The 13,671-nt window shown below is 51.9% G+C and carries 18 protein-coding genes; 13 read left to right on the top strand and 5 right to left on the bottom strand.

The window, feature by feature from the left end; genetic code table 11:
• Position 1 precedes the first annotated feature (1 nt).
• On the top strand, positions 2-352 hold the full coding sequence (locus tag AAA857_RS08510; protein ID WP_338174538.1) for a DCC1-like thiol-disulfide oxidoreductase family protein: 351 nt from the start codon (positions 2-4) through the stop codon (positions 350-352).
• Positions 353-357: 5 nt separating this feature from the next.
• Here AAA857_RS08510 and AAA857_RS08505 read toward each other — a convergent pair whose 3' ends face one another.
• Entirely contained in the window at positions 358-1,137 is a 780-nt protein-coding gene (locus AAA857_RS08505; RefSeq protein ID WP_338174537.1) for an exodeoxyribonuclease III, read from the bottom strand.
• Positions 1,138-1,170: 33 nt separating this feature from the next.
• A complete protein-coding gene (locus AAA857_RS08500; RefSeq protein WP_338174536.1) occupies positions 1,171-2,271 on the bottom strand; it encodes an FAD-binding oxidoreductase in 1,101 nt (366 codons plus the stop codon).
• A gap of 78 nt (positions 2,272-2,349) precedes the next feature.
• On the opposite strand from AAA857_RS08500, the gene AAA857_RS08495 reads away from it, so the two are divergent.
• Positions 2,350-3,291 carry a hypothetical protein gene (locus tag AAA857_RS08495; RefSeq protein ID WP_338174535.1) on the top strand — a complete coding sequence of 314 codons (942 nt, stop codon included), beginning with the start codon at positions 2,350-2,352 and terminating at the stop codon, positions 3,289-3,291.
• A gap of 9 nt (positions 3,292-3,300) precedes the next feature.
• Positions 3,301-4,050 (top strand): phosphopantothenate/pantothenate synthetase, encoded by a 750-nt coding sequence (locus AAA857_RS08490; RefSeq protein ID WP_338174534.1) that lies wholly within the window; start codon positions 3,301-3,303, stop codon positions 4,048-4,050.
• 15 nt (positions 4,051-4,065) lie between these two features.
• On the opposite strand, the gene AAA857_RS08485 is transcribed toward AAA857_RS08490, so the two are convergent.
• Entirely contained in the window at positions 4,066-5,250 is a 1,185-nt protein-coding gene (locus AAA857_RS08485; RefSeq protein WP_338174533.1) for an isocitrate/isopropylmalate family dehydrogenase, read from the bottom strand.
• A gap of 198 nt (positions 5,251-5,448) precedes the next feature.
• Between AAA857_RS08485 and AAA857_RS08480 the strand changes: the two genes are divergently transcribed.
• The 7 genes from AAA857_RS08480 to AAA857_RS08450 are packed head-to-tail and all read left to right on the top strand — an operon-like array spanning position 5,449 to position 9,889.
• Positions 5,449-6,102 (top strand): hypothetical protein, encoded by a 654-nt coding sequence (locus AAA857_RS08480; protein WP_338174532.1) that lies wholly within the window; start codon positions 5,449-5,451, stop codon positions 6,100-6,102.
• A gap of 59 nt (positions 6,103-6,161) precedes the next feature.
• Positions 6,162-6,788 (top strand): hypothetical protein, encoded by a 627-nt coding sequence (locus AAA857_RS08475; RefSeq protein WP_338174530.1) that lies wholly within the window; start codon positions 6,162-6,164, stop codon positions 6,786-6,788.
• Positions 6,789-6,816: 28 nt separating this feature from the next.
• Positions 6,817-7,125 carry a hypothetical protein gene (locus tag AAA857_RS08470; protein WP_338174529.1) on the top strand — a complete coding sequence of 103 codons (309 nt, stop codon included), beginning with the start codon at positions 6,817-6,819 and terminating at the stop codon, positions 7,123-7,125.
• A 9-nt stretch (positions 7,126-7,134) separates the two neighbouring features.
• Entirely contained in the window at positions 7,135-7,821 is a 687-nt protein-coding gene (locus tag AAA857_RS08465) for a hypothetical protein (RefSeq protein WP_338174528.1), read from the top strand.
• A gap of 45 nt (positions 7,822-7,866) precedes the next feature.
• On the top strand, positions 7,867-8,613 hold the full coding sequence (locus AAA857_RS08460) for a sugar phosphate nucleotidyltransferase (protein ID WP_338174527.1): 747 nt from the start codon (positions 7,867-7,869) through the stop codon (positions 8,611-8,613).
• 12 nt (positions 8,614-8,625) lie between these two features.
• On the top strand, positions 8,626-9,450 hold the full coding sequence (locus AAA857_RS08455) for a hypothetical protein (RefSeq protein WP_338174526.1): 825 nt from the start codon (positions 8,626-8,628) through the stop codon (positions 9,448-9,450).
• The gene (locus AAA857_RS08450; RefSeq protein ID WP_338174525.1) at positions 9,440-9,889 is read left to right on the top strand and encodes a hypothetical protein; all 450 of its coding nucleotides are present in this window, start codon (positions 9,440-9,442) and stop codon (positions 9,887-9,889) included. Before AAA857_RS08455 ends, AAA857_RS08450 begins: the two co-directional genes overlap by 11 nt.
• Here AAA857_RS08450 and AAA857_RS08445 read toward each other — a convergent pair.
• Both AAA857_RS08445 and AAA857_RS08440 read right to left on the bottom strand, forming a co-directional pair.
• Complete coding sequence (locus AAA857_RS08445; protein WP_338174524.1) at positions 9,877-10,239, bottom strand: DUF2237 domain-containing protein; 363 nt, start codon at positions 10,237-10,239, stop codon at positions 9,877-9,879. The two genes, AAA857_RS08450 and AAA857_RS08445, sit on opposite strands and share 13 nt — an antisense overlap.
• 45 nt (positions 10,240-10,284) lie before the next feature.
• Positions 10,285-10,617 carry a glutaredoxin domain-containing protein gene (locus AAA857_RS08440; protein WP_338174523.1) on the bottom strand — a complete coding sequence of 111 codons (333 nt, stop codon included), beginning with the start codon at positions 10,615-10,617 and terminating at the stop codon, positions 10,285-10,287.
• Between the two features lie 94 nt (positions 10,618-10,711).
• Here AAA857_RS08440 and AAA857_RS08435 point away from each other — a divergent pair, with 94 nt between their 5' ends.
• The 3 genes from AAA857_RS08435 to AAA857_RS08425 all read left to right on the top strand — a co-directional run bounded on the left by AAA857_RS08435 (position 10,712) and on the right by AAA857_RS08425 (position 13,638).
• Complete coding sequence (locus AAA857_RS08435) at positions 10,712-11,143, top strand: TerB family tellurite resistance protein (RefSeq protein ID WP_338174522.1); 432 nt, start codon at positions 10,712-10,714, stop codon at positions 11,141-11,143.
• Between the two features lie 3 nt (positions 11,144-11,146).
• Positions 11,147-11,563, top strand: a complete 417-nt coding sequence (locus tag AAA857_RS08430) for a hypothetical protein (protein WP_338174521.1) — start codon at positions 11,147-11,149, stop codon at positions 11,561-11,563.
• Between the two features lie 68 nt (positions 11,564-11,631).
• Positions 11,632-13,638: a hypothetical protein gene (locus AAA857_RS08425; RefSeq protein WP_338174520.1), complete on the top strand. Its 2,007-nt coding sequence runs from the start codon at positions 11,632-11,634 to the stop codon at positions 13,636-13,638.
• The last annotated feature ends 33 nt before the right edge of the window (positions 13,639-13,671 follow it).

The raw sequence follows: 13,671 nt of genomic DNA, 5'->3' as shown, positions 1-13,671 counted from the left end.
CGTGGCGGATGTCCTGTTCATTGATACTCATTGTGTTCTGTGCAACCGTCTTGGAGCATTTCTCACGAAACGCTGTTCCAAGAAGGGAGGACTCAACATCCGCGGAATTGATTCTGAAGAAGGTTTGAACGTCATTGAAGGCTTACCCGAGTCGCTCAAAGAGGCCGATTCAATGTATCTGATTCGGGCAGGGCAACCCTATATTCGCTCAGCTGCGAGCATCCGCTTATTGCTTTACATGCGTTGGTATTACGCCATGTGGTATCCCTTTGTGTGGCTCTTTCCGCTACCGTTGCGAGATGGAATTTACCGGATGGTGTCGAGGTACCGTCATCGATTGTTTGGCGAATGAATCCTTCACAAATCCAAGTCCAAAACAACGGGTGCGTGGTCAGAGACGTCGATTCCCCCTTGGCGAACGATGAAGCAATCTTTCAACGCTCGAGTTGCGGCCTTATTCAAAAGAAAATAATCAATTCGCCACCCTCGGTCTTTGACTCGGGCTTGACCGCGGTTTGACCACCAAGAGTAGATCTTGTTGCCTTCACCCGCGATATGACGGAACGCATCGGTCCATCCATCGTTGAGCAAACCGGTGAACCAAACTCGTTCATGCGGCAGAAACCCAGAGGATTTTGCATTTCCCTTTGGGTTCCAAATGTCATCCTCAGTATGGGCAATGTTGAGGTCGCCGCACACGATTACGGGTCGTTCGTCCTCAAGGTACGGGAGTAGAAACGTTCGCCATTGTTCCATCCAGGCTTCTTTGAACTGTTGACGTTCTTCCTTATTTGAGCCGCTGGGGAGGTAGGTATTGATGCAGGTAAGGCCGTTCACTTCGCAGACCAAAACGCGCCCTTCACTGTCCAGTGGGTCTTGACTTCCACCATGTCCTGTTTGAAGGACAGTATGGGGTTGTTTCGTAGCCGTTGCAACTCCGGAATATCCTTTTTTTTCTGCAGGATGCAGGGTGACTTGCCAACCTTCTGGCCAGTTCCAGTTTTTTGGGAGTTGTTCCTCAAGCGTTCTGGTCTCCTGAAGCATCGTAACGTCTGCATCAAGTTCCTCAAAATAGGCATCAATCCCTTTTCGGATGGCCGCACGTAAACCGTTCACGTTCCAAGAAACAAAGCGCATGATTCCTTCGTAGGGCCGAGGGTGAATAAGGATTCAATCAAGGGCTGATGACACATGTTGGCCAGCATCTTTGCCCGTTTGCGCTGCTGCGTCTGCTAAAGCATGGTTGCTGGCCACCCACTCGCCTGCGAGAAGCATTCCCTTGTCAGATAGGTCGTCAAACGCTGGTTTTTCGCCGACCGTTTGGATTGTAATCGTTCGCTGTTGGCGTTCGTTGATCAAATGACGGCGCCATCCGGGGGCATGATGGTCAAGCGCTTCATTCAGCCGTTGGAGGCGGGTTTCGTGAGACTCCCCTTCTCGTTCAAACGCCACTGACGAAAGAAATGCTCCTTCCAATTTCATTCGAGGCTGGATGTTCGCATAATCCAAAATCACAACCCCGCTTTCTTCGTCAATGATCCCGTGACGCTGTGACAAAGGACGAGAGGTAAGAGCGGCGTCAACCGTACTCGCAAGCATCGGTTGCAAGTTCGGTTCTTCTTCGCTCCAATGCGGGGAGAGCAATTTCTTAGCCCGTTTCCATCCACATGCCACAATGATGACATCGGTTTCCAATTCCCGTTTGTCCGCGAGATGGACGGTTCCATGTTCAATTGATACCACATCGCAGCCCGCTTCAATCAGCACGCCAACTTCGTCCAACGCCGAAGCCATTCGACCGACAACGCCAGACCATCCTTCACCAACCACACATAAATTTCCTTTCTGCAATGCCTGGAACCGCGAGATGGGGCCATCTGAAGCACCCATATCGCTTAGGAAACGCGCACCGCTAACCGCGGGATGTGTTCGGTCGTTAGCCTTCAATAACCTTCGAAGTACGGAAGCCTGCTTCACATTCCCACGCGGGCGAAGTGGCCCAACGCCGGTAACATGCAGGCGGTCCATGCGAAGCCTTCCGAGCACCATTTTCAGGCGACTGACTTTTTTTGTAACCTTTGCCAGGGGCCCGTTCGACTGCAAGAGATGGGGGCCAAACCCGAATGGAATTCCATCAAGAGATTCTGAAGTACCGCGCCCACCGAGATGTTCCCCGCGGTCAAGAATCACCACGTGGTGCCCCGCCGTTGTAGCGTAAAGGGCAGCGGTCAACCCAGAAAGGCCTGCACCGATCACCGTAACGCGAGCCATACCATCGGCTCAGGGTCGCTCATGAAAAGATGTGCGTTCAAGGGTTGGCTTGAAGTGAAGGTTCGCATTCCGTTATTCATGGCCGATGAGCAACCCGTACCACACGACCGCGGACACGAACTGTGGACGGTTGAGGGTGGGGCAAGTCGTAAATTGCTAGCAAGCATTGACCGCTGGGTCAGTGCTATGGTCGGCGATGACGGCATCGATATGCCTCTTTCAAGTCGTTCAGAACAGGTAGATGCTACCATCGTTGCACGCCAGGACGGATTGATTGTCGGTTGTGCCGCTGTTGATTACATGCTTCAGATTTGGGCGCCATCCGTCCGAATCTCTTGGTTTGCCGGCGATGGGAAGCGGGTCTCAGAAGGTGACGAAATCGCCAGTTTGTCTGGAGACCGAGACAGTCTTCTCATCATTGAGCGACCAATTCTCAACCTGTTGGGGCAGCTTTCAGGAATTGCAACCAACGCAAAACGCTGGTCCGCCATCGCTCCCAAACAAATTGCTTGTACTCGTAAAACCGTGTGGGGGCTCTTGGACAAATGGGCGGTTCACATGGGTGGGGGTTTATCGCATCGACTCTCCAAAACAGACGCTCTCATGATCAAGGAAAACGACCTTGCAAGCATGCACCAAGAATTGGATTCGCACGAACATCGTCTCGTTGCCTTTTTGCAAACCGTTGACATGTCGGATGTAGGGGCTTTTCTCGAGGTTGAAGTTCGCACGGAAAAAGAAGCGATGATGGCCGCTATGGTTTGGGCCGGAAGAAAGGCAGAAGGTGTTGACCGTCTCGTCATCATGCTCGATAACTTCGCTCCAGAGGCATGCAAGTCCGTATCTGAACAGATGATTGAACAGGACCTTCGTCAACATGTGGTGTTGGAAGCAAGTGGTGGAGTTACCTTCGAAGGTCTTGACGAATGGCGTGAATGTGGACTTGATGTTGTCTCCACCAGTGCTATCAATCGGGGCGTCAAACCGATGGACCTCAGTATGCTTGCTCAAGGCGTGTAAGGTGATGGCATGGATGAAATCGCGGCAGACCCCAGTCATCCACGTTATGCTTCATTGCTGATGAGGCACCGTTTGGAAGAAGCTGAAAAGAAGGGAATGCTGGCGGCCAGTGCAATGATTGCACACGGTCGCGGAGAAGCGTTTGACTACCTTCTCGGAGAAGTAACCACTCCCAGCGCCCTTGAAGCAACGCGCCACGCTCTTGCTTCAATGATTCAAGGAAAGCGAACGGTCCTCAGTGTAAACGGAAACGTTGCCGCTCTTGCTAGCGATGAGATGATAATTTTAGCATCTGAACTCGGGTGTCCTTTAGAAGTCAATATCTTCTACAGAACCCCCGAGCGTATGGAAGCCATTCTTGGACACATCTCCGAGAGAAAACGAGTCCTCGGGTTGGAAGTTGAAGTCTTGGGTCATGCGCCGAATGCACGAATACCTGGGCTCGAGGGACCTCGAGCAGCTTGTCACAAAGAAGGCATCTTGGACAGCGATGTAATTCTCGTCCCGCTTGAGGACGGAGACCGATGTCGCGCCTTGATGGAGATGGGGAAAACGGTCATTGTGATCGACCTGAATCCACGCTCAAGGTCGGCTCGGGAAGGAACCATCACCATCGTTGACGAATTGTCCAGGACGCTGAAGAACATGGTTGCGATGCTGGAGGATAAGGCCGCAGTTGTTGTTGATGTAAATTATGACAACAATGCAACATTGGACCGCGCATTGGAATGGATGTTCAATACACTCAAGCGCGAGTGAACCTTGTTTCCAAATTCAGAAACGCTCGCTCAATTTGTGAGCCAAGCGGTCCGCAATAGCCGACCCGACGCCGGAACAAGTAGCACTTCCGCCGATGTCATAGGTGACAAGCTTTCCATCCCGAAGGTGGTCTGCAACGCTATCGTCGATCAAACGGGCAATTTCAATCAATTCGTCTTCACCGTTTTTACGACCAAGGTAGTCCATCATCATCTGAATGGAATTGATGGAGGCGATGGGGTTGACCTTGTTGAGGCCTGCGTGCTTGGGGGCAGAGCCGTGAACGGGCTCAAAGAATGCATGTTGGTCACCGATGTTGCCGGATGCTGCCATACCCATTCCACCTTGCAAGACCGCTCCCAAGTCCGTCGAAATATCTCCGAACATGTTGGATGTTACGACGACGTCGTAGTGCTCAGGTGAGCGGGTTAGCCACTGCATGAAGGCGTCGATATAGCCGTAATCGGCTTCCGTATCGGGGTGCTTCTCTGCAACGGACTCGAATGTCTTTCGGAACAACTGACATCCGCGGGTAACGTTGGACTTGTCAATGCATGATACACGACGTTGCCCGTCGCTTGGGGCGCCGTTCCGAGTTGCTGCAACATCAAAGCCCATCTCAATCAATCGCTGAGAGCCGGCTCGTGAAATCGGGCGTGGGTCGTAGGCCACTTCGCCTTCCAAACCGGGGAAGGTCATGGGCTCTGGTTCGTATTCTGGGCGACCTTGGGCTCGGTCTGCACTTCGGCGGAGAAGAGCGTGGTAGAGTCCTTCGGTGTTCTCACGAAGAATGGTCATGTCGACCATTCCGGGTTCCCAAATTTGACGGAAGCCGCCGTGAATCTTGTGTGGTACGCCTTCATAGAGTTTGATCGGACGAACATTCGCATACAAATCCAAGCCGCTACGAAGACCGAGGATGACCGACCCTCCGGCAAGATCGCCGTTAGGCAGAAGTGCTCCGGGTTGACCAATGGCTCCGAGGAAGATTGCATCCGTTTCGTCTCGGCAGAATTCAAATGACCCTGGCGCCCATTCTTCGCCGGTTGAAAGGTAGTGCTGGCCGCCGCATGGAATGACCGTTTGGTCAAAACCATGGTTGGTATTTGCTTGGATTGTATCAAGAATTCGTTGGGCTTCCAAGGCGACTTCGCGCCCTGTTCCATCGCCCGGCAGTACTGTGATGCGGTGGTCACCCATGATGTCGGGACAGGGCGCCCATACATGAACAAAACCCCCGATAGAAAAAGGCGTAACCACGCGCGGCCAAACGGGTACCCTGCTTTCCGGTAACGCGCCTTTTTCCATTCAGTGCCGACACTGTAAACGGTCTCCATTGGAAACTATGGTTCACCATCAAGGGCATGCTTCATAGGCTGTCATGTCACAAGCACTGTCATGGCGGATGAGGGACAAAAGGAACAAGAAAGCCGTGTCTCCCTCGCCGACATGCCTGTAGAGGTTCGGCAATTAGCGGACGTCATGCTCGGCGTCAACCCTGATTGGAACGTTCATGATTGGCTGGTGATGCAGGCCTCTAATTCCATGGACCTCTTGACGGTTGATTTACTTCATGAAAAAATGGCAATTGAACAGCGGCTTCAACGATTGGATGACCTCGGTCGTAGGATTGAAGGAGTGGCTCGTAAAGACGACGCGGATGACCCTCACCAGCGAAACTTGTTTGATTGCTTTGACATCAATGAAGAGCACCCATTGCGGGGTTTAGGGCAACGGGCCGTTGAGCCAAGTAAGAAAGTTGAGACGGTGAACCAAGGTCAAGAACCGCATCCCTCGAGCGTCTTCATTGACCTCATGCCGAATGACAATACTGACGACCCGCTGCTTGCTATTGCATGTCAGACCGTGTTGATCACGGTAGAATCTGAACTTGCTCGTGGTGAACCTGTTGCTACCCTTGAAGCGATTTTCAAAGGAACCCGCTCATGCAACATTGAAGATGACGAGACAGATGAAGCCCTTGACCATCTCCTTTCCATTGGCGGATTGATTGAGATCGATGATAATTGCTTCATATTATTCCCTCAATAAGCGGGGTCCCACAAAAGTCCCAAGTCATCCTCTTTATGTTCGGACACAGAGTACATTGTATGGGAATACTGCGCTCACTCTCCGTTGCAACGCTGACATGGATCACCGCCACCATGCTTTTCTTCCATCCACAACTCGCTCTAACCCTCTCCATCATGATGGCCTTTTTTTCAGAAGCCGCCCAGTATCACAGTAAGATGCTAACCATGCACCATCGCCACCGTGAAATGGTTGGACACCTCAGAGAGGCAAACGTCCACATTGAGGGTTTGGAAACCGCTCTCACGCGCCGTCATGTAGAACTCAATACCGCCATTGAAGAGCTTCGAAGACGTGATGCGGTCGGAAGCCCCGCAGCAAGAGAACTTCTCAAGCGGCAAGAGGAAGCCATGAAGGCTGCTTCGCGCGCCCTTGACAGTCGACAAGAGCGAAGCAACATCGTTCTGGAGAGTATGGAGAGGTTGCTTTCATTCCAGGCAGAACAAACGGCCAACATGCAGCAAACCATGGGCGACCTTCTCCAACAAATTGCCCTTCAACCACGAGGCAATGTCACCATGCAGGACAGCGTACTGGTTCAAGACATGACCGCTGCCCCCTCGGAAGTAAGAAACCAACATCGTGGTGCAGAGGCGCTCAGAGAAATCAACGAATGGCTCAAGCGAGAAGCGGTATCTTCACCTTGAACAGCGTTTTGGCTTTGTCATGGCGGCCATGACGAAGAAGGAAGGGGCTCGGCGAATCCTTGACGCTCAAGTCTCAAACTCCCGAATGAAAAACCGAGCAACAGTTGCTGGTATCGTTGGAATTGGCCTTGCCTTAGGAATCACCTTCCTCACGAGGTGGCAATTTGGTCTCGCCGCCTTGCTTGTTTTTGGACTCTTGATGCAATTTTCCTTGGAACGAATGGGTACGAGCATCCGTTCGAGCCAAGTTCAGGGGCTGAAGGCGCTGGGATGGAAGGAAGATACCGAACTTGATGATGCATGCATGGAGCGGCTGAACAATCTCTTGGATTTGTGAGGGTTTGATGTGGCCAGCGAACTTGACCCGTTTTCGGATTACTTCGCTGACGAGGACGCCTCGTTGCTTCGATGGAAAGGAAGCAATTTCCTTCTTGGAGTTTTTTCAGTTTTATTGTTCTTGCCACCGCCCCTGCAATACTTGGGGGCCGTTTCTGCGGTCATCACCCTTGGTAGTGAGGGGTTGAGGCGCAACTATCGTTCTCTGAGCGAAGCGCGTCTGCTCAGATTTATTGATGCAATCGAATTTGATTGGGATGTGTTGGCTGACTTGGATGTTGATGAAGAATCCATGGGGCGGCTCCATCAGGCCTTCATCGCCGCCAAGTTTTCAGGTATGGAGCACACAAACTCCGATGAAAAAAGAGGTCGGGGTAGCGATGAAAAGGGACCAGCGTTTTCTGAGCACATGGATGAGTTCAACAAAGAACGAGGGCGCGTAGACCCTGCCCTCCATGAGAACGAATACGAAGGCTTAGAAGGACCTCTGCGACACAGTGAGCACCTATTGCGAGATGCTGACCTTGTCTATGCAAAACAAGCAGAAGAACGATGGAGGGTTGCTGAAGCAGGGGACAGCGACCTCATCGAAGCGGGAGTGGAGCGCTTGGGGGATCTGGTAGCAACTGAATGGTTCGAAAAAAATGCACGGGACGGGGCCGTTTCTGAAGTGATGAAATCGGACGATACTCAATAACCAAGGTGGGGCAGTTTCAATACAGGGTCGCCTCGTGGTATCTTCATGGAGGTAAAGGCCATTCTTATCGCCGGAGGCCACGGAAGTCGCCTCTACCCCTTCACCCACTATGTCCAAAAGACGATGCTTCCGTTGTATGACCGTCCTGTCATTGATTATGCGCTTGGAACGATTCGCCGTGCCGGAATCAAGGACATCACCATTGTATCGAACCAATTTATTGGACAAATAACCCGCCACGTTGGTCAAGGACTTGAAGGCGAACGGATTCATTACGTCATCGAAGAAGAGCCCCGTGGTGTTGCAGAAGCACTGAAACTTGCCCGCCCATACAACGACAAAGTCCGTCTTTTGATCTACTTCTCAGATAACATCACCACCATGGAGTTGGACGAAATCGTAGCCAACTTTTCCGATGCAGAATTGCCGCCGGGTTGCATCCTGATGGCGAGGGAAGAACGCCATCCTGAAGCATTTGGTGTTGGAGTTCTGGACGAAGAGGGGAATTTGGTCGATATTGTGGAGAAGCCTGAGCACCCCCCCTCAAATCTAGCCATTGGTGGCATCTATCTTTTTGATGAGCGCTTTTGGACGTATCTGGATCAAGCGGAAAGCATCCATGGAGTCAAGACCTCGATTTCTGATGTGAACCGCTTTTATGTCAACCAAAAAGAGGCTGAATTGATTTCTGTAGGTGAAGAGACATGGGTCGATTGTGGAACACCAGAAACGTTGCTTAAGGCCTCGATGATGGCTAAGGAAGGCAAGCTGGACCCGACGCCGCACCGATGAGGAGGAGATGTTGTGAAAATTGGAATTATTGGAGCGGGCATGGTCGGAGGCGCCATTGAGCATTGCTTTTCAGATGCTCATGAACTCTTCATTCACGACCCCGCACGAGGGACGTCCCTTGAGGATGTTATTGCCCATGTGGATTTCGCTTACATCGCCGTACCAACGCCTCCACACCCAGTGACTGGAGCTTGTGATACGCGAATTGTTGAGGATGTTCTGGACGCCCTACCTGAAGGCTTCACGGCCGTCATCAAGAGCACGGTTGTTCCGGGGACAACACAGCTCTATCACGAACGTTACCCCCATCTGAAAATCGCTTATTCGCCAGAATTTTTGGTTGAACGACAACGGTTGGAGGATTTTGCTAACCAAGATATTTTGGTTGTCGGCTCTCATCATGAAGACGTTGTGCAACGGGTGTTTGAGCAACACAAGGAAGCGGGAGTACTTCGTAGAGAGCAATTGTTTCATGTGACGCCGACTCAGGCTGAATTGGTGAAGTACACCAAGAATACGTTCTACGCCGTCAAGGTGACCTTCGCCAACCAACTTTACGACATATGTCAGGCCATGGGCGAAGATTGGTACGGTATTCGGGACATCATCACGGCAGAGCAAGCGCAGCCTATTGGCCCCTCCCATCTCGACCCTATTTTCGGATTAAACCGAGGTTTTGGGGGCAAATGCCTTCCAAAAGACAGCCTGGCACTCGGCGTGCTGGCTGAAGAATTAGGCGTCAAATACGCCCTTATGGATGCAATTCAGCATGATAATGCACAGTTGCGCGGCATCCTTACCGGCAAACCAAGTGATGTTATCACCAATGACGATTGATATGGTTGAATCATCGGTTTTAACTCGCTTCGCGCCGCGGGGCTCCTTGCTACGATTTGGAATCGCAGGCAGTTTCAACAGTCTTGCATTTTTTATCGTCTGGGAAGTGTTTTTGATCACGTTGTCAGGCACGGATGTTCGCATCTTGTGGGGTACTGCGTGGGGCCTAACTGGAGTTATGGCCCATTTCGTTCATCGCGCCTACACCTTTGATTCAAGAAAACCCGTCAAGTGGACTTTTGCAACTTCCATTCCAACCTATGTCATCAGCCTCGTTGGCTCGAGCTATACTATCGGGGTGCTATCGGAAATGTATCCGGCCAACCTGAGGTGGTTATCGGTTCTCAACATGCTCGCCTGGGGCTTCGTTGTTTGGCTTACTATGCGGGTTTTGGTCTTCCAATACAAGGATGAAGAATCTCGTCCTCAAACGGCATGAGTTTCGAGAACCCCAAGCGGAATGACCTCCAGCGCATGTTCATGGGTCGCTTCTAGATCGACCGGGCAGGCTTGGCCAGCATTGACTGCGTCAAGCCAGGTTCGGGCGCATACGCACCATGAGTCGCCAGGTTTTAGCCCTGGGAAGTTGAATTGCGGGGCGGGCGTTATCAAATCATTTCCTTGGCCTTTTGCAAATTGAAGAAAACTTTCATTGAGAACACAGCATACTGTGTGGGAGCCACGGTCGTTCGAATCGGTATTGCAGCAACCGTCCCGATACCAGCCGGTCAGCGGTTCGTTTGAGCACGTTTGGAGTGGCCCTCCAAGCACATTGATACTAGGGTCCATGCACAATCTAAATGTTCCATCGTCTTTCAAGACTTGCCTTGGATGTTAGCCCAACCCAGCCCAAGCCCGAAACCTCTGCCACGCCGTTCTCTCTGGAAGGGAATCCGATAAGCCGAGCATCACGTCCAATTCTCCTGACTTTTCAAGAATGAGAAGATGGTCGAAACCACCGACTAATGTGCCATCAATAAGAATCTGGGGGACTGTTTTCGCACCTCGTGACGCCATGCTGAATGCACGCTGAATTGCCGGAGAGTTCTTCAGGCGGCGCTCGATAACCTCCACCTGTTTGTTCTCGAACAATTGCTTTGCACGAACACAAGCACCACAACCCTTGTTGGTCCAGATGACGACGTCTGGTTTGGCCTTCGCACCCACACCCTTCGGTGATGGCTATGGGGTTTGAAGATAGCCCTCACACATGGGTTTCCAACCGTTGAGTTCATGGGGAAGAAGCGTTCGTGGGGACTTGATGCTACCTGATACGGTTCACAAATTACCCCGAGAAGAACGGTTTGCCTATGCGCGACTCCTCGCTTACATCGCTCGAATTGATGATGAATTGACCATTGATGAGATGGCGATGTTTGAACAGCGCCTCGGAACCGCATTGCTTTCACCCAACCAGCGCGAAAGTATTCGGGATGATTTGAGGAACCCGCCCTCTCTCGAAGAGTGTATGGAGAATTTGTCCGGAGAAGCCGGTCGTCTCGCCCTGCGGGACGCGGTCATGATGGCCGCAGCTGATGGGAAGGTCGACGAGGATGAGCGCGACGCACTCGAAGACATTTCCGAGATCTTGGGCCTCAAGGAAGATGCCGTTGACCAACTGCTTCAATGGACCGTTAAGGGCTACAAGTGGATGAAAGACGGCTACGATATTTTGGATAACCTCGAGGAATGAACCATGTTTCCTGATGGTTTGAGCCATCGCTCACCACAGGAATTGCGCAAGTATGCTGAGGTTTTGGTCTACATTGCTGCTGCTGACGGCGAACTCGTTAGAGAAGAAATTGCTGTGATTGAAGCAATGATGGGGCGTTGTATGATACATCCCGAAGTTCGGGTGGACATCCGTTCTGGATTTGAGCACCCCGTCCCGCTCGAACAGTCGCTCGTGGATTTAGAACATGGCCTCATCCGGTTTATTCTTAGAGATGCTGCCTTTGTTGCAGCAATCGATGGAAACTACGACCCGAAAGAAATCAAAGCACTGAAGGCTATTGCAAAGGCTGGAGAGGTCAGTAAAGAAGATCTGTCCTCCGTCCTTGATTGGGTTGGAGACGGTTGGAATTGGTATCAAGAGTTTTCAAAACTTCTGTGAACAAAACGATAAATTTCGAGCCTTGCGGGAAGAGTCACATTCAAAGATAGAAAGCCGACCCGCTTGGAGTGGTGGGGATGATGCAAAACGGAGTCAGCGGATGGTATGCGCGCCTAGATCGATGTCTTGCTGACCGCAATCAACAGATTGACATCTGGCTCAGCACATGGGAGCAGTCCCTCAAATCGTTCCAACCCATTGCCGCACTTCTCCCTGAAGATTGGCCAACACTTCCGGCAAATCTTCTCACCGACCCGGGCCATGTGCTTGACCATCTTTTGGCTCGGCACGATGCTGAATCGGATGGTCGCTCTCCTCGGGGCGCCCACCCAACTCCTCCTCGTCTGGCCGACGCCGTCATTGCATCCGAAATGCGTGAAACCCTCATCAATCCGAAGAAACCTGTACAGCAATCAAATTTCCTTATGAGCAATCTTCCACCTGGCTTTAGACAACATGTTGAACAACTCAACCTACCCGTTGCTTCTCAAGAAAACGAAGTGGACAACGAAGCAGAAGCAGAAGCGGTCGAAGAAGGTCTCCGCACCCTCAGCGGAATCCCGCTCCCCGTAGCAGATACCGCTACCGGCGGCGGTTTGTTCCACGCCCGCCTCATTCGCCGCCACGCTGATGCCCACGATGAGGCAGACGCTGAGATCAAGAAAGAGGATACCCGTCGTTTCTTCAGCAACATCCAACTTTTGGACATTGACCCTTTGGTCGTTCAAAGCACAAAGGCTCGCCTTCTTCTTGAATCCATCCGGCACGAACTGGTCAGTTTCGGACCAGAGACTCCCGGCAAAATTTCCAGAAAAGAAATGGAAACCCTACTTGATGAAGGGGTCCAGCAAGGTGACGCTCTTCAAGGCGAGTGGCCGTGGTCGCAACAACCCCGTTTGGTCCTCACCAACCCTCCTTGGCTCCGAATCAAAGACCGGTTCCGCGGCATGGAGGACGGAAGCCGTCTTCGCAAGGAGCTCGGAGAGCAACTCCGCGCTTTGCAAGACAACAACAAGCCTCGATTCTCAACCATGCGGGGTAACGTTAACCTCTACCGACTTTTCATTGAACGCAGTTTGCAAATATTGGAAGAAGGTGGACGATTGCGAATGGTTGCACCGGACAGTTTGTTGCGTGAACAATCATCTCATCCTTTGCGAGAGTTGTTGGTCAAGGAACATGCTTGGACACAGGTATGGGCTATCGAAGAGGCAAACTTGCTGTTCCCCGGCATGACTCAAGGCGTTGTCGTCTTGGGCATTACCGCTGACGGTAACCGAACCAACCTCATGATTCACGGACCCATCACCCGGTCCGACCTCCGCCGAGATGGTGAAGGATTGTCAAGTCGCGTGCCTGTCTTTGAACTGAAGGATGAGCGATGGACTTCGTGGGCCCGAAACACGTGGGCAGTACCCCGACTTCCTAGGGACCGCATTGAGCGCAAGTACACCCTTGAGGTCCTGGACCGATTGGCTTTACTCCCGCGCCTGAGCGATGCTACTCACCCGCTGACCACCAACGAGCGTCAAGTCCGTGTTCGCGTTGGTGAAATTGACCAAACTGCTCATGCGAAATTCATTGAAACTTGGGTCAAAGGAAAACGAAGTCGCCCCTTCATTCGTGGCGTGCACTTTTCGGAAAATGAAGACGGTGAAGTCTTCATTCGCCACCCTGCTTTCAGAACCGATATCCCTTCGCGAGCCAGTGAAAGGCAACTCGCCATGTGGGTCGGAGACCACCATCCCCGCTTCGGCCCTCGGCTTGCCTGCCAGGCCATCGTCAACGCCCACCAAGAGCGACGACTGCGTTGGGCGGTTATTCCCGAAGGAAGCGTGCTGGGCAACAGTGTGAACCACATTGAACTCCATCAAGAAATACAAGACCGACTCGTATCCGAGCATGAAAGCCTTGAAACAGGCCTGCATTGGTTGTGCGAACACCTCAACAACGACGATCTCGACGAGTGGGCTCGTGCCTGGGCAGCAAACAACAACGTCAACAATTACGAATTGGAAATGCTTCCGTTGGAATTGCCGGAGGCTTTTCCGCAAATCAGCACTATTACCAACTGATTGTATGGTTTGGCGAATTTAATTTCCGAAAAT

Origin of the sequence: Candidatus Poseidonia alphae, from assembly GCF_943787815.1 — an archaeon.
GTDB classification, from domain to species: Archaea; Thermoplasmatota; Poseidoniia; order Poseidoniales; family Poseidoniaceae; genus Poseidonia; species Poseidonia alphae.
This window is presented reverse-complemented; position numbering and strand designations above follow the sequence as displayed.